Below are 23,412 nucleotides of genomic sequence, written 5' to 3'. Positions count from 1 at the left end.
GCGCGCCTGGCGTCTGCACGTCCGACTGGAATCAAGAAAAAGGCCGCTTCATCGGAAGCGGCCTTTTTATCGGGTTGATCATCTTCAGGCTTACGCGGCTTCCGGCGGCTTGCGCGGGAAGGGCGTGACGTTTGCCGTGTCATCATCCAGCTTCAGGCCACCGGCCTTGAGCAGCGCCGTGAAGCGGCCGTTCTGATGTGCCAGCTCGTCAAAGCTGCCGGACTCGACGATCTCACCGTGATCCATGAAGAGCACGATGTCAGCGTCGCGAACCGTCGACAGGCGGTGGGCGATGATGAAGGTCGTGCGGTTCTGGCACAGCTTGTCGACCGCCGCCTTGACGCGTGCCTCGGTTTCGACGTCAAGCGCACTGGTTGCCTCATCGAGAACGAGGATCGGTGCGTCCTTCAGGATGGCGCGGGCAATGGCAACACGCTGGCGTTCACCGCCGGAAAGCTGCGAACCGCGTTCACCAACCATCGTGTCGAAACCGGCTGACTTCGACAGGATGAAGTCGCTGGCATCGGCTGCTGCCGCCGCTGCCGCAACATCCTCGTCCGAAGCCTTCGGACGGCCGACGCGGATGTTTTCCTCGATGCTGCGGTTGAACATGCCTGCATCCTGAAACACCGTGGCGATTGCATTGCGCAACGAGCGGCGGCTGATCGTGCGGGTATCGATGCCATCGACAAGCACACGGCCTTCCTTGGGATCGTAGACGCGCTGCAGAACGTTGATCAGCGTCGTCTTGCCTGCGCCTGTCGGACCGACGATGGCGACCGTCTGGCCGGCTTTCGCCTTGAACGATACATTCTTCAGGCCCTGTGTGGACTTGGCAAATTCGAACGACACGTTCTGGAATTCGACTTCGCCGCTGATGTTGTCGAGGTCATGCACGGCCTTCGGTTCGGCCTGGTAGGCAGCGGAATCTTCCATTTCGTAGAAGTCTTCCAGCTTGGCGCGGGCAGCAAAGATCTGGTTCACAAAGGCGCTGAGCTGATCGAGACGGCCGATGAGCAGGGCGGCGAAGCCGGTGAAGGCAACAACCTGGCCGACATTCATCTGGTTGTGCATGACGAAATAGGAGCCGAGGAACAGGATGACGACCATCGAAATGATGGACGCCATGCGGTTGATACCGGCAGCCAGGGCCCACCAGTTGAGAACCGGATACTGCGAATCCAGCAACTGCTTTGTATAGGACTGCAAGGCACGGGTTTCTTCGTCGATGCGGTTATAGCTCTGCAGGACGGAGATATTGCCCATGGAGTCGGTCACGTGGCTGAATGCCTTGATATGATGACGCTCGACCTGAGCCTGACCGTCCTTGGTCTTGGCTGTGACAACACGGCTGACGATGACATAGATGACGCCAAGCACGGCCAGAACCGAAGCGAGGCGCCAATCCTGGGCCAAAGCCAGCGGAACAAGCCCGACCAGAGCAACGGTGGTGGCAAGGTGCGTGCGCATGAATTCAAGCCAGAGGCTGAACAGGGTTTCAATCGCGCGCAGAAGGGTGTGCATGGCGTTGGATGTGCCGCGCTGATGATGCCAGGCGAGCGGCATGCTGATCACGCGGTTGTACGATTCCGTCAGCACCGACAGTTTGCGGCGATGCGCAAGCCGGTCCGCTTCACGCGAAACCAGAACGTTGGCGACGATATGGAACAAACCAACACCAGCCAGCTGGCTCAGAGGCGGCCATATGGCTGTCTTGGTCGAGATAGCCTGAATGACGCGGCCCACAAGTACGGGCTCAAACAGCATGGTCAGGGCCAACGCAACGTTGACCAGGCAGATAAACGTGGTTGCACGCTTTTCCGCCCCAAGATATTGGAGAGATTTCCAATAGATCTGTATCAATGACACTTTGCCACTCCGCTCGTTATGCCCGCTTCTGCGCACATTCCTCAATTTTTGACTCTGCATGAGGTGCTTGTGCGCTGCAATATTCAATGCTCTAAAGTTGTGTCAGTTCCGCGTCTGTTCAAGGAACATTTTTCTACGTTTGTTAACGTCCCGTGATGAGTCAAATATTTGACTTCATAGAATAAACTGCCGGAGGTGAGGCAAAGTGAACGCAATATTACTGGTTGCATCAGGCGGAGCTATCGGTTCGGTTGCCCGATATCTCGTCGGCGTGCTGATGACCCGGATTTTTGGCATGGCTTTTCCCTGGGGAACGCTGACCGTGAATGTGGCCGGCGGATTGCTGATGGGCCTGTTCATTGAGCTTCTGGCCCGGCGTTTCAACGGTTCCACCGAGCTGCGCCTGTTTGTTGCGGTTGGCATTATGGGCGGCTTCACCACCTTTTCCTCGTTCTCGCTCGACGTTGCGCTGCTGTGGAACCGCGGAGAAGCACTTTTCACGCTGCTTTATGTGCTTGCGAGCGTCATCTTGAGCATTGGGGCGTTGTTTTTCGGATTATGGCTCGCAAGAGCGGTCGCTTAGTGCTAAGCGCATGCCTGATTAGACAAGGTATGACTTATGGCAGTGGTAGAGCAGAAGACAGTTGACACCGGCGAAGCGGAAATGCGCCTCGACCGATGGTTCAAGGTACATTATCCGGGATTGGGCTTCGGACACCTGCAGAAATTGCTGCGGTCCGGGCAGATCCGGGTGGATGGCTCGCGCGCCAAGTCCGATACGCGGCTACAGGCTGGCCAGACCGTGCGCATTCCGCCATTGCAGGTGGACGCCAAGGCTGAAGGCCAGCATCTGACCGGCAAGAGCATTCGCGGCCGGGAAGATGGTGACGTCCTCTCCCAGATGCTGCTCTACGAAGATCCCAAGGTTTTCGTGTTCAACAAGCCGGCTGGCCTGGCGGTGCAGGGCGGTTCCGGCGTCAATCGCCATGTGGACGACATGCTGGAAGCCTGGCGCAACAAGAAGGGTGAAAAACCCCGGCTTGTGCACCGGCTTGACCGTGATACGTCGGGCGTTCTCGTGGTTGCGCGCACGCGCGGTGCCGCGCAGGCTTTGACCGCGGCGTTCCGCGAGCGCGAAACCAAGAAAACCTACTGGGCACTGGTCAAGGGTATTCCACGCAAGCGCGAGGACAAGATCACGACCTGGCTGGTCAAGGAAACAACGCCCGATGGCGACCGGATGCGCGTTGCCCAGCACGGGGAGCCGGACTCCGATCACGCGGTTTCCTATTACCGGGTCATCGAATCCGCCGGGCAGGTGCTGACCTGGCTGGAAATGGAGCCCTATACGGGCCGTACGCATCAGTTGCGCGTCCATGCCGCTCATATCGGCTGCCCGATCATCGGCGATCCCAAATATTTCGAGGCCGACACTAACTGGTCTTTCCCCGGTGGTATCCAGAACCGCCTGCACCTGCACGCGCGCCGTATCCGCATTCCCAATCCGTCGGGCGGGATCATCGATGTCACGGCACCACTGCCACCGCATATGGTGCAGACGTGGAACCTTCTGGGTCTCGACGAAAGTGACGGCGACGAAGAGAATTAGAACAGGCCGATTGCAAGGTGTGGCTGTCGGTCGGGAAAATCGGCGGTTGCAGCAATCCGGCAAGGCTTACGGACGATGACGATGAACAATGATCTTTTCAACATGGACACGCCGGACGGTCCGTCGGATGCAGATCCGGTGCGCCGGGCGCAGGTCCAGTCGAACCTGCCGTTTCCCAAACGGTTCTACAACGCAGTAGCGGTTGCGGAGCGGGATGGTCAGTTTGCCGTTGAACTGGATGGCAAACGCGTCAAGACGCCGGCACGGCAGGATCTGCTGCTGCCAAACCGCGCTTTGGCGCAGATGATTGCCGATGAATTTGCGGCGCAGGACAAGGATATCGTCCCGGCGCGCATGCCTGCCACCCGTCTGGCCAACACGGCGATCGATGGCATTGTCAGCGATCCCCAGGTCGTGTTGGAGGACGTGCTGCGTTTCGCCTCCTCGGACATGCTGTGCTACCGCGCGGGTTCGCCCGAACGGCTGGTCAAGCGCCAGACGGAACTCTGGGATCCCATTGTCGATTGGGCTGCCTCCGATCTCGGCGCACGTTTCGTCCTTGCCGAGGGCGTCATGCATGTGGAACAGCCGCGCGAGACGCTTGCCGCGCTCGGCGTGCATCTCGGGCAATTCAGGGATGCCTTTACCGTTGCCGCCCTGCACACGATCACGACTCTGACCGGATCGGCCATTCTGGCGCTTGCCGTGGCAAAGGGCCGTATCACCGGCGATGAAGCCTGGATGCTGGCGCATGTCGATGAAGACTGGACCATCGAGCAGTGGGGCGAAGATGCGGAAGCATCAGCCCGGCGGGCTTTGCGTGAGCGCGAGATGGTTGCCGCCGTGAAGGTGCTTCAGGCGCTCTCCGGCTCTTAATCAAAGAAGCCGAATTTTTATCCAAGATCTATCAGAACTTTCCCGTATCGCGTTGATTCAACTGTACGTTTATTGCTTTCACCAAAACTGAGCGCAATAATTTCAATACAGGGTTTCAAGGGCGAAGCAGCAAGTACTGAGCAAGCAGTGCATCGAGAAGACGGGCCTCTCGACCATGGCAATGGCCTTGCCTTTGAACTTGGAGGTGAAGCGATGTGGTTTAAACCGCTTGTCATCACCCTGGAAATGAAAAGAACCCGGACAGGCTTGCAAATCTTGCTCCGGGTTCGATTCATCATCTAGGAAGAGGGAGGCGGGCGAAAGCTCGCCTCTCACTCCAAGGCAAATATATCATTCTTCCGCGAATTTTAAAGACCATACCTTGGTCTAATGAAAAACCCCGGGCATGCCCGGGGTTTCCCTGTCGACAGACCGGTCCCGTCAGACCGAGTAGTACATGTCGTATTCGACGGGATGCGGGGTCATTTCGTAGCGCATCACTTCGGCCATCTTCAGCTCGATGAAGCTGTCGATCTGGTCATCGTCGAACACGCCGCCGGCCTTGAGGAAGCCGCGATCCTTGTCGAGGCTCTGGAGCGCTTCACGCAGCGAACCGCAGACGGTCGGGATCTTCTTGAGTTCCTTGGCAGGAAGATCATAGAGATCCTTGTCCATCGGCTGGCCGGGATGGATCTTGTTCTTGATGCCGTCGAGACCGGCCATCAGCATCGCGGCAAAGCCGAGATAGGGGTTGGCTGTCGGATCCGGGAAGCGGATTTCAACGCGCTTCGACTTCGGCGAGGAGCCGAACGGAATACGGCAGGACGCCGAACGGTTGCGGGCGGAGTAGGCCAGCAGTACCGGAGCTTCGTAACCTGGGACCAGACGCTTGTAGGAGTTGGTCGACGGGTTGGTGAAGGCATTGATGGCCTTGGCATGCTTGATGATGCCGCCGATGAAGAACAGGCAGTTTTCCGACAGACCGGCATATTCATTGCCGGCGAAGGTTGGCTTGCCATCCTTCCAGATGGACATGTGCACGTGCATGCCCGAGCCGTTGTCACCAAAAATCGGCTTCGGCATGAAGGTGGCTGTCTTGCCATAGGCATTGGCAACCTGATGCACGACGTACTTGTAGATCAGCATCTTGTCGGCGTTGCGGGTGAGGGCGTCGAACTTGATGCCCAGCTCATGCTGTGCTGCCGCCACTTCGTGGTGATGCTTTTCAACGCGAACGCCCATTTCGGTCAGAACCGTGAGCATTTCCGAGCGCATGTCCTGGCAGGAATCGACCGGAGGAACCGGGAAATAACCGCCCTTGACGCGCGGGCGGTGGCCAAGGTTGCCGGTTTCGTAGTCGGTGTCGTCGTTGGACGGCAGTTCGGTGGAGTCGAGCTTGAAGCCCGTGTTGTACGGATCGGCCTTGTACTTCACGTCGTCGAAGACGAAGAATTCAGCTTCCGGGCCAACGAAGATGGTGTCGCCGACGCCTTCCGCCTTCATGTAGGCTTCGGCTTTCTTGGCGGTGCCGCGCGGGTCGCGGTTGTAGGCTTCACCGGAGATCGGGTCGAGAATGTCGCAGAGAATGACCATGGTCGACTGCGCGAAGAACGGGTCCATGTGCACCGTGTCGGTGTCAGGCATGAGAACCATGTCGGATTCGTTGATGGCCTTCCAGCCGGCAATGGAGGAACCATCGAACATGACGCCATCGGCAAACATGTCTTCGTCGACTTCGGCGACGTCCATCGTCACGTGCTGCAGCTTGCCCTTCGGATCCGTGAAGCGAAGGTCAAGGAATTTTACATCATTGTCTTTGATCTGTTTGAGAATGTCTTTTGCAGTCGTCATGTCAATTTTCCTTGTTCAGCGACGATGATAGCGGATGGGCCGGTGCGGGAGCACCGGCAATGGGATAGCAGGACTAGATGGCGTCGATACCGGATTCACCGGTACGGATGCGCACGACTTCCTCGATGTTGGAAACGAATATCTTTCCATCGCCGATACGGCCGGTCTGTGCGGCCTTGCGGATCGCCTCGATGGCTGCTTCGACAGACTCGTCGCCCAGAACGATCTCGACTTTCACCTTTGGCAGGAAGTCGACGACATATTCAGCGCCGCGATACAGTTCCGTATGGCCTTTCTGGCGGCCAAAACCCTTGGCTTCCGTCACGGTAATGCCCTGAAGCCCCACTTCCTGCAGTGCCTCTTTCACCTCATCCAGCTTGAATGGTTTGATGATGGCTTCAATTTTCTTCATCAGAGAATAAACTCCCTATGTATGGCGAGCGGACCTCTTGCCCGCTTGCACAACAAAAAGCAGGAAGCATGCCAAGTCGACCCCTAAAGCGAATTTATTCGAGGAATGGGATTTTACCGATGACAGAGCGGGGAGTTTTCTGAACTCCCTGCCATTTAGCCACGGCAACAAACATTCAGAAAAAGGCAGCTATGATTAAATTATAATCAATCTGCCTGTTTTTTATGCTGCATGGCCTTCGACTTGACTTGCCAATCGTCAGAGACGGTCCTTCAGCGCCTGGGCTGCCTGCGGCGCGCGCACTTTGCCCTCATGGATGAAATAGGCAAAAACATCGCGTGGCTGCTTGTCCGGTTTGACCAAGGGAGCGGCTAGCGGCAGGTCATCCGGCGCATCGCCCTTTGCCCAAAGTTTAACCCGCTTTGCCCACTGATCGAGCTCCTTGGCGGGATAGGCGGTCTCGACGGCATCGTCGCCCTTCTGCAGGCGGGCATAGACGAAATCGGCAGTCACATCGGCGATCTCGGGGTAGTCGAAATGATGGGCATAGACCACGGCGACATTTTTCTGGCGCAGGAGCGCGATGAAATCGGGATCGATGAACGAGGGATGGCGCACCTCGACCGCGTGACGCAGGGCAATACCGCCTTCCTTCTCCGGCAGGAGATCAAGGAAGGCGCCAAAATCTTCGGCATCGAATTTCTTGGTCGGGGCAAACTGCCAGAGCAGCGGTCCGAGCCGGTCGGCAAGTTCGGCGATGCCGGACTTGATGAAACGTTCCATCGACTCGCCAGCCTCCGCCAGAACACGGCGATTGGTGACGAACCGGTTGCCCTTGACCGAAAAAATAAAACCGTTCGGCACCGAGCTTGCCCATTTGGCAAAGGTTTCCGGCTTCTGGGTGCCGTAATAGGTGCTGTTGATCTCGATCGTGCTCAGGTGCTGCCCGGCATACTCGAGCTCCTTGGCCTTCGACAGGCCCTTGGGATAGAACGTGCCGCGCCAGGGTTCGAAAATCCAGCCGCCGATACCTGTTCTGATCGTTCCGCTTGCGGTCATGATGGTGTCCTCCCGTCAATCCGTATTCATTCAAACCGGCCCATAAACAAAACCCGCCGTTTCCGGCGGGTTTGTCTGTTATTCCGCCGCCGCCTGGGCGCGATTGCCGGGTCGCCGTTGCAGCAATTCCTTCAGGAACCTGCCGGTATAGGAGCGCGGCTCGGCCACGATATCCTCGGGACGCCCGACCGCAACGATCTCGCCGCCGCCATCACCGCCTTCGGGGCCAAGATCGATGACCCAGTCCGCCGTCTTGATGACTTCGAGATTGTGCTCGATCACCACCACGGTATTGCCCTGGTCGACGAGCTCATGCAGCACTTCAAGAAGCTTGGCCACATCGTGGAAATGCAAGCCGGTTGTCGGCTCGTCGAGGATGTAGAGCGTGCGTCCGGTTGCCTTGCGCGACAATTCCTTGGCGAGCTTGATGCGCTGGGCCTCGCCGCCGGACAGCGTGTTGGCCTGCTGGCCGACATGGATGTAGCCAAGGCCGACTTTTGCCAGCGTCTGCAGTTTGTCGCGCACGGCGGGAACGGCAGCGAAGAACTCCGCGCCTTCCTCGACCGTCATGTCGAGCACATCGGCAATCGATTTGCCCTTGAACAGCACTTCCAGTGTTTCGCGGTTGTAGCGCTTGCCGTGGCACACGTCACAGGTGACATAGACATCGGGCAGGAAGTGCATCTCGATCTTGATCACGCCATCGCCCTGGCAGGCCTCGCAGCGGCCGCCCTTGACGTTGAACGAGAACCGGCCCGGCTGATAGCCGCGCGCCTTGGCCTCGGGCAGACCGGCAAACCAGTCGCGGATCGGGGTGAAGGCGCCGGTATAGGTAGCCGGATTGGAACGCGGCGTGCGGCCGATTGGCGACTGGTCGATATCGATGACCTTGTCGAGGAATTCCAGGCCGTCGATCCGGTCGTGGTCTGCCGGTTGCTCGCGCGACCCCATGATGCGGCGCGACGCCGACTTGAACAGGGTTTCGATCAGGAAGGTGGATTTGCCGCCGCCGGAAACACCGGTCACGGCCGTAAACGTGCCAAGCGGAATTTCCGCCGACACATTCTTCAGGTTGTTGCCGCGCGCGCCGACAATCTTGATGCGCTTCTTGTTCAGCTTGCGCCGTTCGGACGGCACGGCGACCTCGATGGCGCCGGACAGATATTTGCCGGTCAGCGACTTCGGGCTTGCCATGATATCGGCTGGCGTCCCGGAAGCGATGATTTCACCGCCATGGATACCGGCAGCCGGCCCGATATCGACGACATAGTCGGCGGTGAGGATCGCGTCCTCGTCGTGTTCGACCACGATCACCGTGTTGCCGAGATCGCGCAGATGCCGTAACGTCTTCAGAAGCTGCTCGTTATCGCGCTGATGCAGGCCGATGGACGGCTCATCCAGGACGTAGAGCACGCCGGTCAACCCGGAGCCGATCTGCGACGCCAGCCGGATGCGCTGGCTCTCGCCGCCCGACAGCGTGCCGGAATTGCGCGACAGGGCGAGGTAATCCAAGCCGACATCGTTCAAAAAGCGCAGGCGCTCGCGGATTTCCTTGAGGATGCGCGCCGCGATTTCCGTCTGCTTGTCGTTGAAACTCTTGTCGATGTCACTGAACCAGGCATCCGCATGCCGGATCGACTTTTCCGTGATCTGGCCGATATGCAGGCCGCCGATCTTCACCGCCAGCGCTTCCGGCTTCAGGCGATAGCCGCCGCAGGCCGGGCAGGGCGTGCCGGACATGAAGCGCTCGATTTCCTCGCGCGACCAGGCCGAATCCGTTTCCTTCCAGCGGCGCTCCAGATTGGGAATGACACCTTCGAAGGGCTTTGTCGTCTTGTAGGAGCGCAAGCCGTCATCATAGGAAAAATGCACCTCGCGGCTGCCGGTGCCGTATAGAATGGCCTTTTGCGCGTCTTCATTGATGTCGCGCCAGCGGTCGCCCAGCTTGAAGCCGTAGCTGCTGCCCAGGGCGTCCAATGTCTGGTTGTAATAGGGCGAGCTCGACTTCGACCACGGGGCAATGGCGCCATTCTTCAGCGTCAGGCTTTCATCAGGCACGATCAGGTTGGGATCGATGGCCTTCTGGGTGCCGAGACCATCGCAGGTCGGACAGGCGCCGAACGGATTGTTGAACGAGAACAGGCGCGGTTCGATTTCGGCAATGGTGAAGCCGGAAACCGGGCAGGCAAACTTTTCCGAGAACATCAAACGCTCGTGCGTCTCGTTCTTGGATTTGTTGGCGGATTCCCCGGACGTCTCGTCGGCGGGCAGCGGCTTGTCGGCGAACTCCGCCAGGGCGATGCCGTCGGCGAGTTTGAGCGCGGTTTCAAGGCTGTCCGCCAGACGTGCGGAGATGTCCGGGCGGACGACGACGCGGTCGACGACCACATCGATGTCGTGCTTGTATTTCTTGTCGAGGGCCGGAACGTCGGCGATCTCGTAGAATATCCCGTCGACCTTCACGCGCTGGAAGCCGCGCTTCTGCAGATCGGCCAGTTCCTTGCGGTATTCGCCCTTGCGGCCGCGCACGATGGGAGCGAGGATGAACAGGCGGGTGCCTTCATCCTGTGCCAGAACACGGTCCACCATCTGGCTGACGGTCTGGCTTTCAATCGGCAGGCCGGTTGCCGGTGAATAGGGGATGCCGACGCGCGCATAGAGCAGGCGCAGATAATCGTAGATTTCCGTGACGGTGCCGACGGTGGAGCGCGGGTTGCGGCTCGTCGTCTTCTGCTCGATGGAGATGGCCGGAGACAGGCCGTCGATCTGGTCAACATCGGGCTTCTGCATCATCTCCAGAAACTGCCGGGCATAGGCCGACAGGCTCTCGACATAACGCCGCTGGCCTTCCGCATAGATGGTATCGAAGGCAAGCGAAGATTTGCCCGATCCCGACAGGCCCGTCATGACAATCAGCTTGTCGCGCGGCAGATCGAGGTCGATGTTCTTCAAATTGTGTTCGCGGGCACCACGAATGGATATAAATTTCTGATCGCTCATGACTGTCACGCCGTTATGGGGGAGGAACTGGCTCGCTGGCCGGAGTCTTTCCCTTATTTAGAAAGTTTCCAGCAGATTGCGAGGCCGTACCTGGGTTGGAATCACCATAGCCATGTTGACATCCATAGAGCAAGTGATAGAACAAAAAAAGAACAAATATTGCGGGCAGGGTAAAACCGGCGTAAAATCCGGGAGTTCCATGCCTGACAAGCCAGACTGATACGGGATAAGGGCAGTGAACGGATAGGTGCGCGTGCAAGCCTACTGACAGATTTGTCAGGAGAGTGTCAGTTGCCACTGAATTGTCAGGAGGTTGGCGGCATTGAAGGTCGAGGCGAGCAGTATTTTGTGGATAGAGCCAGACAGTTGCCCGCGCAATGAGCGGCTTCTGTATGATGGCGCCAAATCGAAAAGCTAATTTTGTGGAGTATTTTTATGGCTGGCAGTGTCAACAAGGTAATTTTGGTCGGTAATCTTGGCGCTGATCCGGAAGTCCGGCGTCTCGGTTCAGGCGATCCGGTGGTCAATCTGCGCATTGCCACCTCGGAAAGCTGGCGCGACAAGAACAGCGGCGAGCGCAAGGAAAAGACCGAATGGCACAGCGTCGTCATTTTCAACGACAACCTGGCCAAGGTGGCTGAACAGTACCTCAAGAAGGGCATGAAGGTTTATCTGGAAGGCGCGCTGCAGACCCGCAAGTGGCAGGACCAGACCGGCAATGACCGCTATTCGACGGAAATCGTCCTGCAGAAATTCCGTGGTGAATTACAGATGCTCGATTCACGTGGCGAGGGTGCCGGTTCTGGCGGCGGCCGCTCGTTCGACAATTCGAGCCGGGGCCAGGTCTCCGACAATGGCGATTATGGTTCGGATTTCGGCCGTTCCAGCGCTTCGCCGTCCAGCGGCGGCAGCAATGCAGGTGGCAATTTCTCGCGTGACCTCGACGACGAGATCCCGTTCTGAGCCTGTTCTGTAAGCCTTTACCGGTTTGATCATGCTTGTTGATCTGGGCGTGTATGCCGGATTGTTCGCGGCCGCTTTTGCGGCCGCAACCATTTTGCCGATGCAGTCGGAGGCGTTGCTTGCCGGACTGCTGCTCTCGCATTCCTATCCAGCCGTCGCATTGATCGCCGTTGCCAGCGTGGGCAATGTCCTCGGCTCGGTGGTCAATTGGCTGCTCGGGCGCGGGATCGATCAGTTCCGCCACAGCAAATGGTTCCCGGCGAGCGAGGCGCAGCTCGACCGTGCCACGGGCTGGTACCAGCGCTATGGCAAGTGGACCCTGCTGTTGAGCTGGGCACCCGTGATCGGCGATCCGCTGACGCTGATTGCCGGGGTGTTGCGCGAGCCGCTCTGGAGTTTTGTGCTCTTGGTCTCCATTGCCAAGACTGTGCGGTATCTCGTTGTATTCGCACTTGTATCCGGCTGGTAGCGCCGGTGCTAGGGGTGCATCCTGGCGCCCTTGGTGATCTTGTCGACGATCTTCTTCTCCGCGTGCAGCGCAATGCCGACAACCCTCGCATCATCCGGTGCAAACCGGGCAAACACGGCGCGATTGGCCTGATCATATCCGGTTGAAAACATCTCCTCGATATACAGGCAGGATTTGACCTCGCGTTCGAGCGAGCGGCGGTGGATGGCCGACAGGGTTGCCTGATCCGCCGTGAGCACGATCATCGGCTGGATGGGCAAGGGATGATAATGATGGCCGGCCCGATCCATATAGGGGGCGCCGATCAATCCGGGGGACTGGGCGACAACGCCGCTTGCCAGGAACGACGAAACGTTGAGTTTCTGCCATGTCGCAAGATCGTCACGCACGACAATTGTAATTTTCGTATCAAACACCAAATCTAGGTCTCCATTCATGGATCGAGTCTGCCGGATGCCGGGTGAAAATCTAAAAGAGGAAGTGCTGCGCGGTCTTGGACGTTTGTGCGAGCGTCCGGCGCACGATGCCATCCTGTCGGCGCCATCCAATCCGGGTGTCGAGCGCATGGAAGCGCGCTTCACCGGCGATGCCTTCGAACCGCACCGGCACGATACCTATGCCATCGGCGTAACGCTGCACGGCGTTCAGACATTCCGCTATCGCGGGGAAAAGCGGCAAAGCCTTCCCGGCAACATCATGGTCCTGCATCCCGACGAGGTGCATGATGGCGGGGCAGGCACCGAGGACGGCCTGCGTTACCGGATGATCTATCTCGAGCCGGCGCTGGCCATCGCGGCGCTTGGCGGCAATCATGGTGCGCTGCCTTTCGTGCGGGAGCCGGTCTTTTCCGATGCGCCGCTTGTCTCGGCCATATCCGCCGCGTTCGGCAATCCCGATGCGGAAATGGATGAACTGCTGGTAGATGACATCGTATCGCGGCTGACGCTGGGATTGGCGCGCCACGCGAAGCAGCCGTTGAAACCGATGGGCAGACCTGCAGTGCGGCAGGCGGGCATGGCCCGCGACTATCTTGCGGACAATGCCCTGCGGCTGGTGCGCTCGCGGGAGCTGGAGGCCGTCAGCGGCCTTGACCGTTATGCGCTGTCGCGGCACTTCCGCGCCCTCTATGCCACGAGCCCGCATCGCTTCCTGCTGATGCGCCGCCTGCAGCGCGCGAAGGATCTGATGAAACTGGGCGTACCACTGGCGGAAATCGCGGTGGAAACCGGATTCACCGACCAAAGCCATCTCAACCGGCAGTTCAAGAAAGCTTATGGCATCACGCCAGGCCGGTGGGCCGCGTTGACCACCGCAAGCCGTGATGTTTGACCTTTCCACCCGAGGTCTGATACGTGTTGTGCAGTGCACAAGGAGCCTGTCATGACAGACACCGCAACGCCCCTCAACACCCCGCACCGGGTGGTCATCGTCGGAGCCGGATTCGGCGGGCTGGAAGCCGCCAATTCCCTGCGCAATGCGGATGTCGCCGTCACCGTGGTCGACCAGCGCAATCACCATCTTTTCCAGCCGCTGCTCTATCAGGTCGCCACATCGACGCTGGCGACCTCGGAAATTGCCTGGCCTATCCGGCATCTCCTGCGCAAATACAGCAATATCAAGACATTGCTTGGAACTGTTGAAAGCGTGGATACGGCTGCATGCACCATTTCGACCGCCGATGGCGAGGTCATCCCCTATGACACGCTGGTGCTGGCGACAGGAGCCCGCCATGCCTATTTCGGCCATGACGACTGGGAGCCCTTTGCGCCGGGATTGAAGACGCTTGAAGATGCCACGACGATCCGCAGGCGTATTCTGACCGCCTTTGAAAAGGCCGAACGCGAGCCCGATCCGGCGCGCCGGGCGGCATTGCTGACCTTCGTCATCATCGGCGCCGGGCCGACGGGTGTGGAAATCGCCGGAACGATTGCCGATCTGGCAAGGGATACGCTGAAAGGTGAATTCCGGGTGATTGATCCCGCCACGGCGCGGGTGATCCTGATCGAAGGCGGGGAGCGCGTGCTTGGCGCCTTCGCGCCTGACCTTTCCGCCTATGCGCAGCGGGCGCTCGAAAAGCTCGGCGTGCAGGTGCATCTGGGCAATCCGGTGACAAGCTGCACCGCGGATGGCGTGGAATATGCCGGGCAATTTGTCGGCGCGGCGACGATCATCTGGGCCGCGGGTGTCCAAGCCTCTCCGGCGGCAAAATGGCTCGACGTACCAGCGGACCGGGCAGGGCGTGTTGCCGTCAACGACGATCTGACCGCTCCGGGGCATCCGGATATCTTTGTCATCGGCGATACGGCAACGGTCAAAAATGGCGGCAAGGGCATGGTTCCCGGCATTGCGCCAGCTGCCAAGCAGCAGGGAATCCATGTGGCAAAAACCATCAGGGCGCGATTGGCCGGCGATGCCGCGCCAAAGCCTTTCCGCTATCGCCATGCGGGCGATCTTGCAACGATCGGCAAGCGCGCGGCGGTGACGGATTTCGGCTGGATCAAGCTCAAGGGCTATGTCGCCTGGTGGCTATGGGGACTTGCCCATATCTACTTCCTCATCGGCGTGCGCAACCGTCTCGCCGTGGCCATGAGCTGGCTGTGGATTTCCGTCAGCGGCACGCGCAGCGCCCGCCTGATCACGCAGAAGGATGCCGCGGAGGAAGATCACCTGAAATGATTCATGTCGTGATGAAGGTCTTGATGCCGTCCGCCACGAATTGCACTGCCAATGCCGCCAGGATGACCCCCAGAAGGCGTGTCAGGATCGAGCGGCCTGTTTCACCCAGAAAGCGGTCGACGCGCTCAGCGAGGAAAAACACGACATAGGATGCGGCGATGCAGATCAGGATGATGCCGATCAGCGCCAGCCGCGATGTCGGCTCGGACAAGGTGCCGGCCAGCAGGATGGTCGCGGAGATAGCGCCGGGGCCGGCGATCAGCGGAATGGCGAGCGGAAAGGCGGCGATGTTACGGATATGATCCTTGGTGATGGCAACGGTGGCGCTCTTCTCGTGCCGCTCCTGGCGTTTTTCGAAAATCATCTCGAAGGCGATCCAGAACAGGAGCAGGCCGCCGGCAATGCGGAAGGCGCCGATGGTGATGCCGAACAGCGCCAGGATCTGTGCGCCCGCTATGGCGAAGATCGTCAGCACGACAAAGGCGGTGATGCTGGCGCGCAGGGCAACCTGGCCGCGCTCCTTGCGATTCATGCCCCTGGTCAGCGCCAGAAACAGCGGCGCCAGTCCCGGTGGATCGATCGTCACCATGAGGGTAACGAGCGCATTGAGCAGGGTGTCATAAAGCGCCACGATTTTGCTTTTCTTCTCTGATTGAAGCTGAGCCAGAGTAGCGGATTCGGGGTTAAGCGTCGATAAAGTTGGGATTTTGCAACCAAGTTTTTCACCGATTGAAATGAACTGTTGTATCCTATTGAAAACAAAGGGTTTTCATCTGTGTACTGTGGTGCCACCGGTTGGCTTTTACGTTGAAAAGCCGCTATAAGATGAAGATTGATTCTATACGAAAGATGAGTGCCTCGTGTCTGAACTAACCCCACCATCCGGCCCAGAAGACGATAAACCAGGCGGAAATTTCGGCATTGAGCCAATTTCCATTATCGAGGAGATGCAAAGCTCCTATCTCTCCTATGCCATGAGCGTGATTGTCAGCCGCGCACTGCCTGACGTGCGTGATGGTCTGAAGCCGGTGCACCGGCGTATCCTGCATGCGATGAACGAAATGGGCCTATCCTGGAACAGATCCTACCGTAAATCCGCCGGTGTGGTCGGTGAGGTCATGGGTAAATACCATCCCCACGGCGACGCCTCGATCTACGATGCTTTGGTGCGCATGGCGCAGGACTGGTCGCTGCGCGATCCGCTGGTCGACGGGCAGGGCAATTTCGGCTCCATCGATGGCGATTCCCCGGCGGCGATGCGTTACACCGAGTGCCGTCTCGAAAAAGTGACGGAATCCCTGCTTGAGGATATCGACAAGGAAACGGTCGATTTCCAGGACAATTATGACGGCCGTGAGCAGGAGCCGGTGGTTCTTCCCGCCCGTTTCCCCAACCTTCTGGTCAATGGCTCCGGCGGTATCGCCGTGGGTATGGCGACCAATGTTCCGCCGCACAATCTGGCTGAGGTCATCAATGGCTGTATTGCCCTGATCGACAATCCGGCCATCGACCTGGCGGAACTGATGGAAATCATTCCGGGTCCGGATTTCCCGACGGGCGGCATTGTTCTCGGCCGTTCCGGCATTCATTCCGCCTACAGCACCGGTCGCGGCTCGATTCTGATGCGCGGCAAGGTCGCCATCGAAGCCATGCGCGGCGACCGCGAAGCCATCATCATCACCGAAGTGCCCTATCAGGTGAACAAGGCGACGATGATCGAGAAGATGGCCGATCTCGTGCGTGAAAAGCGCATCGAGGGCATTTCGGACATCCGCGACGAATCCGACCGTGACGGTTACCGCGTGGTCGTCGAGCTGAAGCGCGATGCCGTTGCCGATGTCATCGTCAACCAGCTCTATCGCTTTACCCCGCTGCAATCCTCGTTCGGCGCCAATATGGTGGCGCTCAACGGCGGCAAGCCGGGCCTGCTGAACCTGATGGACATTCTGCGCGCCTTTGTCGCCTTCCGCGAGGAAGTTGTCAGCCGCCGCACGAAATTCCTGCTGCGCAAGGCGCGTGACCGCGCGCATGTGTTGGTCGGTCTGGCGATTGCCGTTGCCAATATCGATGAGATCATCGCGCTGATCCGCCAGGCGCCGGATCCGGCAACGGCGCGCGATCAGTTGATGGAACGCCGCTGGCCGGCCAACGACGTGGCACCGCTGATCACGCTGATCGCCGATCCGCGCCACACGCTCAATGACGACAACACCTACAATCTGTCGGAAGAGCAGGCACGCGCCATTCTCGATCTGCGCCTGCAGCGCCTGACCGCCCTCGGACGCGATGAAATCGCCGATGAGCTCAACAGGATCGGCGTTGAAATCAAGGATTATCTCGAAATCCTCGCATCGCGCCTGCGCATCATGACCATCGTCAAGGACGAACTTGCCGCCATCCGCGACGAGTTCGGCACGCCCCGCCGCACGGAACTGACCGATGGCGGCGCGGATATGGATGACGAGGACCTGATCGCCCGGGAAGACATGGTCGTGACCGTCAGCCATGCGGGTTACATCAAGCGCGTGCCATTGACCACCTATCGCGCGCAGCGCCGTGGCGGCAAGGGCCGCTCCGGCGTGACCATGAAGGACGAGGATTTCGTCACACGGCTGTTCGTGGCCAATACCCACACGCCGATGCTGTTCTTCTCGTCGCGCGGCATTGTCTATAAGGAAAAGGTCTGGCGCCTGCCGATCGGCACGCCGCAGTCCCGCGGCAAGGCACTGATCAACATGCTGCCGCTGGAACAGGGCGAGCGCATCACGACAATCATGCCGCTGCCCGAAGACGAGGCAAGCTGGACCAATCTCGACGTCATGTTTGCCACGACGCGCGGCACCGTGCGCCGCAACAAGCTCTCTGACTTCGTTCAGGTCAATCGCAACGGCAAGATTGCGATGAAGCTGGAAGAAGAGGGCGATGAAATCCTCGGCGTCGATACCTGTGACGAGTTTGACGATGTGCTTTTGACCGCTGCCGGCGGCCAGTGCATCCGTTTCCCCGTCACTGACGTACGCGTCTTTGCCGGCCGTAACTCCATCGGTGTCCGTGGTATCACACTGGCCAAGGGGGATACGCTTATCTCGATGGCAATTCTCGCCCACGTGGATGCAAGCCCGGCTGAACGCTCCGCTTATCTCAAGCAGGCAGCGGCTGACCGGCGTGCACAGGGTGCGGATGACGTTGAGGAAGTGGCACTGGTGGGCGAAGAAGCCACGGAAGTGGCTGATCTCAATGCCGAGCGTTATGCCGAATTGCGCGACCGCGAGCAGACGGTTCTGACCGTCAGTGAGTTCGGTTATGGCAAGCGGTCGTCATCCTACGAATTCCGTGTCTCGGGACGTGGCGGCAAGGGTATTCGCGCAACGGATACATCGAAGACCGATGAAATCGGCAAGCTTGTGTCGCTGTTCCCGGTCGAGGCCTCGGATCAGATCCTGCTCGTCTCTGACCGCGGTCAGCTGATCCGCGTTCCGGTTAACGGCATTCGCATCGCCGGACGCTCCACAAAGGGCGTGACGATCTTCAATACAGCCGATGGCGAGAAGGTTGTGTCGGTCGAGCGGATTTCAGAAACCGATAGCGATGACGAAGAGCTTGAGGCAGTCATTCCCGCCGAAGGCGGCGCCGAGACGGCAGGGGAAAGCGGTTCTGACGAAAGTTAGAACCGCGGATGGTCGTTCTGGCCGTTCATGGGATAAACACCGAAGCGGGATGTCTTAACTTTGGCTTCCCGCTTTTTGTTTTCTTCCAGAATCATGACGACGGCGGAAACCATCATCGCAATCATCATGCCTACACTCAGAAGTACAAACATTCATTTATCCCTTCAATCTTCAGCTTTCCTGTGATTAACAACGCAATAGGGGCCGAAAGGTTTCATTTTCTGCGTTCTTTATAGTTGGCGGGAACTGAATGCTTGCTGATGTGCCCGTTCATCTTCCGTTCATTTATCATGAAGGGAGGACTGTTTCCGGCCATTGAAAGCGCCCGATAAAACGGCTAGGAGACGGTATGACAATCGCAATCTACGCCGGATCCTTCGACCCGATCACCAATGGACACATGGATGTCCTGCAGGGCTCGTTGCGCCTTGCTGACAAGGTATTCGTGGCCATCGGCATTCATCCGGGCAAGGCGCCGCTGTTTTCCTTCGACGAGCGCGTGGACCTGATCAAACGGGTTGCTGCGGATGTTTTCGGCAAGGACAGCCAGCGGCTCGAGGTGGTGTCCTTCGATGGTCTGCTGATTGATGCCGCCCGCAAACACGGCGCTTCGCTGATGGTGCGTGGCCTGCGGGACGGCACGGATCTCGATTACGAGATGCAGATGGCCGGCATGAACGGCACGATGGCGCCGGAGCTGCAGACCGTGTTCCTGCCGGCTGATCCTTCGGTCCGCACGATTACTGCCACATTGGTCCGCCAGATTGCGGCCATGGGCGGCGACGTCCGGCATTTTGCTCCCGCTCTTGTCGCCGAGGCGCTCAGGGCCAAATTCAAATAGGGCTTTCTTCTCATCCCCATCCGTTGGAGACTTTCTGTATGTCCGTATTTCGCACTGCGCTTCTTGTAGCAGCCGTTTCTTCCCTGTCTTTTGCTGCATTGACCCCAAGCTGGGCCGATGACCAGAACACCATGACGATCAAGCTGAAGGACGGCGACGTCAAGATCGAGCTGCGTCCCGACCTTGCGCCGAAACATGTCGAGCAGATCAAGGCGCTGGCCAAGGAAGGTGCCTACAACAGTGTCGTGTTCCACCGCGTCATTCCCGGCTTCATGGCCCAGACCGGTGACGTGCAGTATGGCAATACCGAAAAGGGCTACAATCAGGCTGCCGCAGGAACCGGCGGGTCGAAGCGTCCGGACCTGCCTGCCGAGTTCTCGAAGGAACCCTTCGTGCGCGGCACCGTCGGCATGGCGCGTTCCTCCAACCCGAATTCGGCCAATTCGCAGTTTTTCATCATGTTCGACAAGGGCGCATTCCTGAACGGCCAGTATACGGTCGTCGGCAAGGTGACGAGCGGCATGGAAGCGGTCGACAAGATCAAAAAAGGCAATGAAGCGCAGAATGGCGCCGTTGAAAATCCGGACAAGATGATCAAGGTCACTGTCGGTCCGGCAAAATAATCTAACAAAGGAGATGCCGGAAATGGCTTACAAAGATCCAGAAAACACGATCCTGCTCGAAACCACCAAGGGCAATGTCGTCATCGAACTTTACCCCGATCTCGCACCCGGCCATGTCGAGCGCATCAAGGAACTGGCACGCGAAGGCGCCTATGACGGCGTCGTCTTCCACCGCGTCATCGATGGTTTCATGGCGCAGACCGGCGACGTGAAGTTCGGCAAGAAGGGCGGTTCGTCCTTCAATCCGTCGCGTGCGGGCATGGGCGGTTCGGAAAAGCCGGACCTGAAGGCAGAGTTCTCCAACGCCAATCACGGCCGCGGCGCTTGCTCGATGGCCCGTTCGCAGAACCCGAATTCGGCCAATTCCCAGTTCTTCATCTGCTTCGACGATGCGGGCTTCCTCAATCGCCAGTACACGGTTTGGGGCCAGGTCATCGAAGGCATGGACAATGTCGACAAGATCAAGCGCGGCGAGCCCGTGCAGGATCCGGATTCGATCGTTTCCATGCGCGTTGCCGCAGACGCCGAATAAGATCGCATTGACAGACCATGCGTGTTGATCTTTTCGATTTTGATCTGCCGGAAGAAAACATCGCATTGAGACCTGCAGAGCCGCGCGATTCAGCGCGGCTTTTGCTTGTGAAAGCGGACAGTTCCGGATTTGACGACAGTGCCGTTCGCAATCTCGGCGATTTTCTGCGCCCGGGTGACGCTCTTGTTTTCAATGATACCAAGGTGATACCCGCACAGCTTGAAGGGTTTCGCGAGCGCGAGGGTGTAAAGGCTCAGATCAGTGCGACGCTGCATATGCGGACGGGACCGGATCGCTGGAAAGCCTTCCTGCGCCCGGCAAAACGCATCAGGCAGGGCGAGCGGATCGATTTCGGTCACGGCAACAATGCCTGTCTGCTGGGGTCGCTGCAGGCCACAGTCGCCGAAAAGGGCGACGCGGGTGAAGTCCTGCTGGTGTTTGATTTCAGCGGCGCCGATCTTGATCAGGCCATTGCGGCGGTCGGGCATATCCCGCTGCCGCCCTATATCGCCTCCAAACGGGCGGAAGATGGCCGCGACAAGGAGGATTACCAAACCGTCTATGCCCGCGAGGAAGGTGCCGTTGCAGCACCGACTGCGGGACTGCATTTTACCCCTGATTTGCTGGACGATCTGAAAAAGCGCGGCATCGAAGAGCACTTCGTTACGCTGCATGTGGGCGCGGGCACATTCCTGCCGGTCAAGGCGGACGATACTGCAGACCACAAGATGCATGCGGAAATCGGCCATGTGGACCAGAAGACGGCGGATGCACTCAATGCCGTGAAGGCGCGGGGCGGCCGCATTGTCAGCGTCGGCACGACCTCGCTGCGTCTGCTGGAAAGCGCGACTGGCGAAGATGGCGTTATCCGGGCATGGTCGGGCCCGACGGATATTTTCATCACGCCGGGTTACAGGTTCCGGGCGGTTGACCTGCTGATGACCAATTTCCACCTGCCGAAATCGACACTGTTCATGCTGGTGTCAGCCTTCAGCGGCTTCGAGCGCATGCATGCGGCCTATGCCCATGCGATCAAAAATCACTACCGCTTCTATTCCTATGGCGATGCAAGCCTGTTATGGCGATCCGCATCATGACAGAAAATTTTGAATTCAAACTGATCGCAACCGATGGCAAGGCCCGGCGCGGTGAAATCACCATGCCGCGCGGCACTGTCCGCACGCCGGCCTTCATGCCGGTCGGCACGGCGGGCACGGTCAAGGCCATGTATATGGACCAGGTTGCCGAGCTCGGCGCCGATATCATTCTCGGCAATACCTATCACCTGATGCTGCGCCCGAGCGCCGAACGGATTGCAAAACTCGGCGGACTGCACGATTTTGCCCGCTGGCCCGGACCGATCCTGACGGATTCCGGCGGTTTCCAGGTCATGTCCCTGGCGCAACTGCGCAAGCTCGACGAAAAGGGCGTGACTTTCCGCTCGCATATCGACGGGCGTGCCCATGAGATGAGCCCGGAACGCTCGATTGAAATCCAGGGGCTGCTCGACTCCGATATCCAGATGCAGCTGGATGAATGCGTTGCCCTGCCTTCAACACCGAAAGACATCCAGCGCGCCATGGAACTGTCGCTGCGCTGGGCCGAACGCTGCAAGACGGCGTTCGGCAACCAGCCGGGGAAAGCCATGTTCGGTATCGTGCAGGGCGGCGATGTGCCGGATCTGCGCATCCGCTCGGCGCAGGCGCTGAAGGCGATGGATCTGAAGGGATATGCCGTTGGCGGCCTTGCTGTCGGCGAACCGCAGGAGGTCATGCTCGACATGCTGGATGTGACCTGTCCCGAGCTTCCGGAGGAAAAGCCGCGCTATCTGATGGGGGTGGGCACGCCCGACGACATCCTGAAATCCGTGGCGCGCGGCATCGACATGTTCGATTGCGTGATGCCGACACGGGCGGGCCGGCATGGCCTGGCCTTTACCCGCCGCGGCAAGGTCAATCTGCGCAATGCGCGCCATGCGGATGATCCGCGCCCGCTGGATGAGGAATCCTCATGCCCGGCCGCACGCGATTACAGCCGCGCCTATCTGCATCATCTGGTCAAATCGGGTGAAGCGCTGGGCGGCATGCTGCTGACATGGAACAATCTGGCCTATTACCAGCGGCATATGCAGGGTATCCGCGATGCCATCGAAGCAAAGCGCTTTGATGCTTTCAGCGCGGAAACCCAGGCTGCCTGGGCCGAGGGCGACATCAAGCCCTATGCCTGATCAGCCGGTAGCCGGCTGGGACGGCTTGTCGGGGTCGCACGGCGCGAACAGCTGACGCAGGCCGTCAATGGCCGCGATCTGGTCTTCGTGGGTGAGGGTGTCCATATCCAGCAGTTTCAAACTGCGCAAACCCTCGATGGTCAGGAACGCGATGAGGGCCATGGTCGGGTCCTCCGAGTTCTCCTTCATGCGGTCCAGCAATTGCTTGTTGTAGCGGCGGATCGGATCAATGAAGCTTGGATCATTGGCAATGGCTGCCAGAATGCCTGACGGCTCCGGCTCGTTGAGCACAAATTCAGCGCGATAGACCTCGATACAGGCCTGAACGACACTGTTCACCTTGTGGTTGCGGCGTGCTTCCTGCATGCGCAGGGATTCGTCGAATTCAGCGACGTGGTGTTCGACCAGCGCTTCCAGAAGCTTGGCTTTGGTCGGGAAGGTGTAGAGCAGGCCGCCCTTCGACAGCCCGGCGCGCCGTGCGACGGCATCAAGGGAGAGATGGACCGGACCAACCTCCATGGCAATTTCCGCAGCAGCCTGCAGAATCTTATCTTTGGTGGTGAGTGTGGCCGCCCGCATTCCGTTCCTTTTTCTACAACTTTGCGTCCATAAGGGATTCCGCTTCTATTGACTTTACCGTCCGGACGGTACAGTAAAGTGCGCGTGGCAATCAAGTCCACATCACGTTATTCTCATTTGACAGGCTAGCAACAAACTTTGCTGGCCATTGTTTTGTT

The 23,412-nt window shown here is 58.9% G+C and carries 22 protein-coding genes; 13 read left to right on the top strand and 9 right to left on the bottom strand.

Annotated elements, in window-relative coordinates:
• Positions 1 to 90 precede the first annotated feature (90 nt).
• Positions 91 to 1,869 carry a glucan ABC transporter ATP-binding protein/ permease gene (locus AC1Q5O_RS06250; RefSeq protein WP_223613274.1) on the bottom strand — a complete coding sequence of 593 codons (1,779 nt, stop codon included), beginning with the start codon at positions 1,867 to 1,869 and terminating at the stop codon, positions 91 to 93.
• 205 nt (positions 1,870 to 2,074) lie between these two features.
• Between AC1Q5O_RS06250 and crcB the strand changes: the two genes are divergently transcribed.
• The 3 genes from crcB to AC1Q5O_RS06235 all read left to right on the top strand — a co-directional run bounded on the left by crcB (position 2,075) and on the right by AC1Q5O_RS06235 (position 4,354).
• Positions 2,075 to 2,452, top strand: coding sequence for a fluoride efflux transporter CrcB (gene crcB / locus AC1Q5O_RS06245; RefSeq protein ID WP_492562148.1), 378 nt, complete (start codon positions 2,075 to 2,077; stop codon positions 2,450 to 2,452).
• Positions 2,453 to 2,488: 36 nt separating this feature from the next.
• The gene (locus AC1Q5O_RS06240; protein ID WP_403174733.1) at positions 2,489 to 3,478 is read left to right on the top strand and encodes an RluA family pseudouridine synthase; all 990 of its coding nucleotides are present in this window, start codon (positions 2,489 to 2,491) and stop codon (positions 3,476 to 3,478) included.
• 81 nt (positions 3,479 to 3,559) lie between these two features.
• Positions 3,560 to 4,354, top strand: a complete 795-nt coding sequence (locus AC1Q5O_RS06235; RefSeq protein ID WP_492562147.1) for an ATP12 family chaperone protein — start codon at positions 3,560 to 3,562, stop codon at positions 4,352 to 4,354.
• A gap of 441 nt (positions 4,355 to 4,795) precedes the next feature.
• Here AC1Q5O_RS06235 and glnA read toward each other — a convergent pair whose 3' ends face one another.
• The 4 genes from glnA to uvrA form a co-directional block, all read right to left on the bottom strand.
• Positions 4,796 to 6,205 carry a type I glutamate--ammonia ligase gene (glnA, locus tag AC1Q5O_RS06230; RefSeq protein WP_223613278.1) on the bottom strand — a complete coding sequence of 470 codons (1,410 nt, stop codon included), beginning with the start codon at positions 6,203 to 6,205 and terminating at the stop codon, positions 4,796 to 4,798.
• 73 nt (positions 6,206 to 6,278) lie between these two features.
• A complete protein-coding gene (locus tag AC1Q5O_RS06225) occupies positions 6,279 to 6,617 on the bottom strand; it encodes a P-II family nitrogen regulator (RefSeq protein ID WP_008123000.1) in 339 nt (112 codons plus the stop codon).
• 258 nt (positions 6,618 to 6,875) lie between these two features.
• Entirely contained in the window at positions 6,876 to 7,676 is an 801-nt protein-coding gene (locus AC1Q5O_RS06220) for a DUF72 domain-containing protein (RefSeq protein WP_492562146.1), read from the bottom strand.
• Between the two features lie 78 nt (positions 7,677 to 7,754).
• Positions 7,755 to 10,676: an excinuclease ABC subunit UvrA gene (gene uvrA / locus AC1Q5O_RS06215; protein WP_403174707.1), complete on the bottom strand. Its 2,922-nt coding sequence runs from the start codon at positions 10,674 to 10,676 to the stop codon at positions 7,755 to 7,757.
• Between the two features lie 435 nt (positions 10,677 to 11,111).
• Here uvrA and AC1Q5O_RS06210 point away from each other — a divergent pair, with 435 nt between their 5' ends.
• A complete protein-coding gene (locus AC1Q5O_RS06210) occupies positions 11,112 to 11,639 on the top strand; it encodes a single-stranded DNA-binding protein (RefSeq protein WP_464660510.1) in 528 nt (175 codons plus the stop codon).
• 31 nt (positions 11,640 to 11,670) lie between these two features.
• Entirely contained in the window at positions 11,671 to 12,108 is a 438-nt protein-coding gene (locus AC1Q5O_RS06205) for a YqaA family protein (RefSeq protein ID WP_464660508.1), read from the top strand.
• Positions 12,109 to 12,116: 8 nt separating this feature from the next.
• Here AC1Q5O_RS06205 and AC1Q5O_RS06200 read toward each other — a convergent pair whose 3' ends face one another.
• Positions 12,117 to 12,524, bottom strand: coding sequence for a DUF2000 family protein (locus AC1Q5O_RS06200; RefSeq protein WP_492562145.1), 408 nt, complete (start codon positions 12,522 to 12,524; stop codon positions 12,117 to 12,119).
• A 19-nt stretch (positions 12,525 to 12,543) separates the two neighbouring features.
• Here AC1Q5O_RS06200 and AC1Q5O_RS06195 point away from each other — a divergent pair, with 19 nt between their 5' ends.
• Together AC1Q5O_RS06195 and AC1Q5O_RS06190 are read left to right on the top strand one after the other, a co-directional pair.
• The gene (locus AC1Q5O_RS06195; protein WP_492562144.1) at positions 12,544 to 13,437 is read left to right on the top strand and encodes an AraC family transcriptional regulator; all 894 of its coding nucleotides are present in this window, start codon (positions 12,544 to 12,546) and stop codon (positions 13,435 to 13,437) included.
• Between the two features lie 51 nt (positions 13,438 to 13,488).
• Positions 13,489 to 14,784: an NAD(P)/FAD-dependent oxidoreductase gene (locus AC1Q5O_RS06190; protein ID WP_492562143.1), complete on the top strand. Its 1,296-nt coding sequence runs from the start codon at positions 13,489 to 13,491 to the stop codon at positions 14,782 to 14,784.
• 1 nt (position 14,785) lies between these two features.
• Here the strand turns inward: AC1Q5O_RS06190 and AC1Q5O_RS06185 are convergent, their stop codons facing one another.
• Positions 14,786 to 15,415, bottom strand: a complete 630-nt coding sequence (locus tag AC1Q5O_RS06185) for a MarC family protein (protein WP_105732717.1) — start codon at positions 15,413 to 15,415, stop codon at positions 14,786 to 14,788.
• A 316-nt stretch (positions 15,416 to 15,731) separates the two neighbouring features.
• Here AC1Q5O_RS06185 and gyrA point away from each other — a divergent pair, with 316 nt between their 5' ends.
• The gene (gyrA, locus tag AC1Q5O_RS06180) at positions 15,732 to 18,452 is read left to right on the top strand and encodes a DNA gyrase subunit A (RefSeq protein ID WP_492563096.1); all 2,721 of its coding nucleotides are present in this window, start codon (positions 15,732 to 15,734) and stop codon (positions 18,450 to 18,452) included.
• Here the strand turns inward: gyrA and AC1Q5O_RS06175 are convergent.
• A complete protein-coding gene (locus AC1Q5O_RS06175; RefSeq protein ID WP_492562142.1) occupies positions 18,449 to 18,604 on the bottom strand; it encodes a hypothetical protein in 156 nt (51 codons plus the stop codon). The two genes, gyrA and AC1Q5O_RS06175, sit on opposite strands and share 4 nt — an antisense overlap.
• 197 nt (positions 18,605 to 18,801) lie before the next feature.
• Here AC1Q5O_RS06175 and coaD point away from each other — a divergent pair, with 197 nt between their 5' ends.
• Genes coaD through tgt form a run of 5 tightly spaced genes read left to right on the top strand, consistent with a single transcriptional unit; the run spans position 18,802 to position 22,675 of the window.
• The gene (gene coaD, locus AC1Q5O_RS06170) at positions 18,802 to 19,293 is read left to right on the top strand and encodes a pantetheine-phosphate adenylyltransferase (protein WP_288191578.1); all 492 of its coding nucleotides are present in this window, start codon (positions 18,802 to 18,804) and stop codon (positions 19,291 to 19,293) included.
• A 38-nt stretch (positions 19,294 to 19,331) separates the two neighbouring features.
• Entirely contained in the window at positions 19,332 to 19,916 is a 585-nt protein-coding gene (locus AC1Q5O_RS06165; protein WP_105732720.1) for a peptidylprolyl isomerase, read from the top strand.
• Positions 19,917 to 19,938: 22 nt separating this feature from the next.
• A complete protein-coding gene (locus tag AC1Q5O_RS06160) occupies positions 19,939 to 20,448 on the top strand; it encodes a peptidylprolyl isomerase (RefSeq protein ID WP_199537961.1) in 510 nt (169 codons plus the stop codon).
• Between the two features lie 17 nt (positions 20,449 to 20,465).
• Positions 20,466 to 21,545: a tRNA preQ1(34) S-adenosylmethionine ribosyltransferase-isomerase QueA gene (queA, locus tag AC1Q5O_RS06155; protein WP_492562141.1), complete on the top strand. Its 1,080-nt coding sequence runs from the start codon at positions 20,466 to 20,468 to the stop codon at positions 21,543 to 21,545.
• Positions 21,542 to 22,675, top strand: a complete 1,134-nt coding sequence (tgt, locus tag AC1Q5O_RS06150; protein ID WP_492562140.1) for a tRNA guanosine(34) transglycosylase Tgt — start codon at positions 21,542 to 21,544, stop codon at positions 22,673 to 22,675. The genes queA and tgt overlap by 4 nt, the downstream gene beginning before the upstream one ends.
• On the opposite strand, the gene AC1Q5O_RS06145 is transcribed toward tgt, so the two are convergent.
• Entirely contained in the window at positions 22,676 to 23,254 is a 579-nt protein-coding gene (locus AC1Q5O_RS06145; RefSeq protein ID WP_223613294.1) for a TetR/AcrR family transcriptional regulator, read from the bottom strand.
• Positions 23,255 to 23,412: the final 158 nt, after the last annotated feature.

The sequence above is a fragment of the Phyllobacterium sp. MT110 genome, from assembly GCF_058792715.1.
The sequence above is the reverse complement of the archived record's forward strand: the minus strand, read 5'-3'. Positions and strand labels throughout refer to the sequence as shown.

Coding starts and splice junctions, on each gene's coding strand:
- AC1Q5O_RS06235 (WP_492562147.1), top strand. CDS start 3,560: ATGAACAATGATCTTTTCAACATGGACACGCCGGACGGTCCGTCGGAT.
- tgt (WP_492562140.1), top strand. CDS start 21,542: ATGACAGAAAATTTTGAATTCAAACTGATCGCAACCGATGGCAAGGCC.
- queA (WP_492562141.1), top strand. CDS start 20,466: ATGCGTGTTGATCTTTTCGATTTTGATCTGCCGGAAGAAAACATCGCA.
- AC1Q5O_RS06190 (WP_492562143.1), top strand. CDS start 13,489: ATGACAGACACCGCAACGCCCCTCAACACCCCGCACCGGGTGGTCATC.
- uvrA (WP_403174707.1), bottom strand. CDS start 10,676: ATGAGCGATCAGAAATTTATATCCATTCGTGGTGCCCGCGAACACAAT.
- AC1Q5O_RS06225 (WP_008123000.1), bottom strand. CDS start 6,617: ATGAAGAAAATTGAAGCCATCATCAAACCATTCAAGCTGGATGAGGTG.
- AC1Q5O_RS06160 (WP_199537961.1), top strand. CDS start 19,939: ATGGCTTACAAAGATCCAGAAAACACGATCCTGCTCGAAACCACCAAG.
- glnA (WP_223613278.1), bottom strand. CDS start 6,205: ATGACGACTGCAAAAGACATTCTCAAACAGATCAAAGACAATGATGTA.
- AC1Q5O_RS06145 (WP_223613294.1), bottom strand. CDS start 23,254: ATGCGGGCGGCCACACTCACCACCAAAGATAAGATTCTGCAGGCTGCT.
- AC1Q5O_RS06220 (WP_492562146.1), bottom strand. CDS start 7,676: ATGACCGCAAGCGGAACGATCAGAACAGGTATCGGCGGCTGGATTTTC.
- AC1Q5O_RS06240 (WP_403174733.1), top strand. CDS start 2,489: ATGGCAGTGGTAGAGCAGAAGACAGTTGACACCGGCGAAGCGGAAATG.
- gyrA (WP_492563096.1), top strand. CDS start 15,732: ATGCAAAGCTCCTATCTCTCCTATGCCATGAGCGTGATTGTCAGCCGC.
- AC1Q5O_RS06210 (WP_464660510.1), top strand. CDS start 11,112: ATGGCTGGCAGTGTCAACAAGGTAATTTTGGTCGGTAATCTTGGCGCT.
- AC1Q5O_RS06175 (WP_492562142.1), bottom strand. CDS start 18,604: ATGTTTGTACTTCTGAGTGTAGGCATGATGATTGCGATGATGGTTTCC.
- AC1Q5O_RS06205 (WP_464660508.1), top strand. CDS start 11,671: ATGCTTGTTGATCTGGGCGTGTATGCCGGATTGTTCGCGGCCGCTTTT.
- AC1Q5O_RS06165 (WP_105732720.1), top strand. CDS start 19,332: ATGTCCGTATTTCGCACTGCGCTTCTTGTAGCAGCCGTTTCTTCCCTG.
- coaD (WP_288191578.1), top strand. CDS start 18,802: ATGACAATCGCAATCTACGCCGGATCCTTCGACCCGATCACCAATGGA.
- AC1Q5O_RS06195 (WP_492562144.1), top strand. CDS start 12,544: ATGGATCGAGTCTGCCGGATGCCGGGTGAAAATCTAAAAGAGGAAGTG.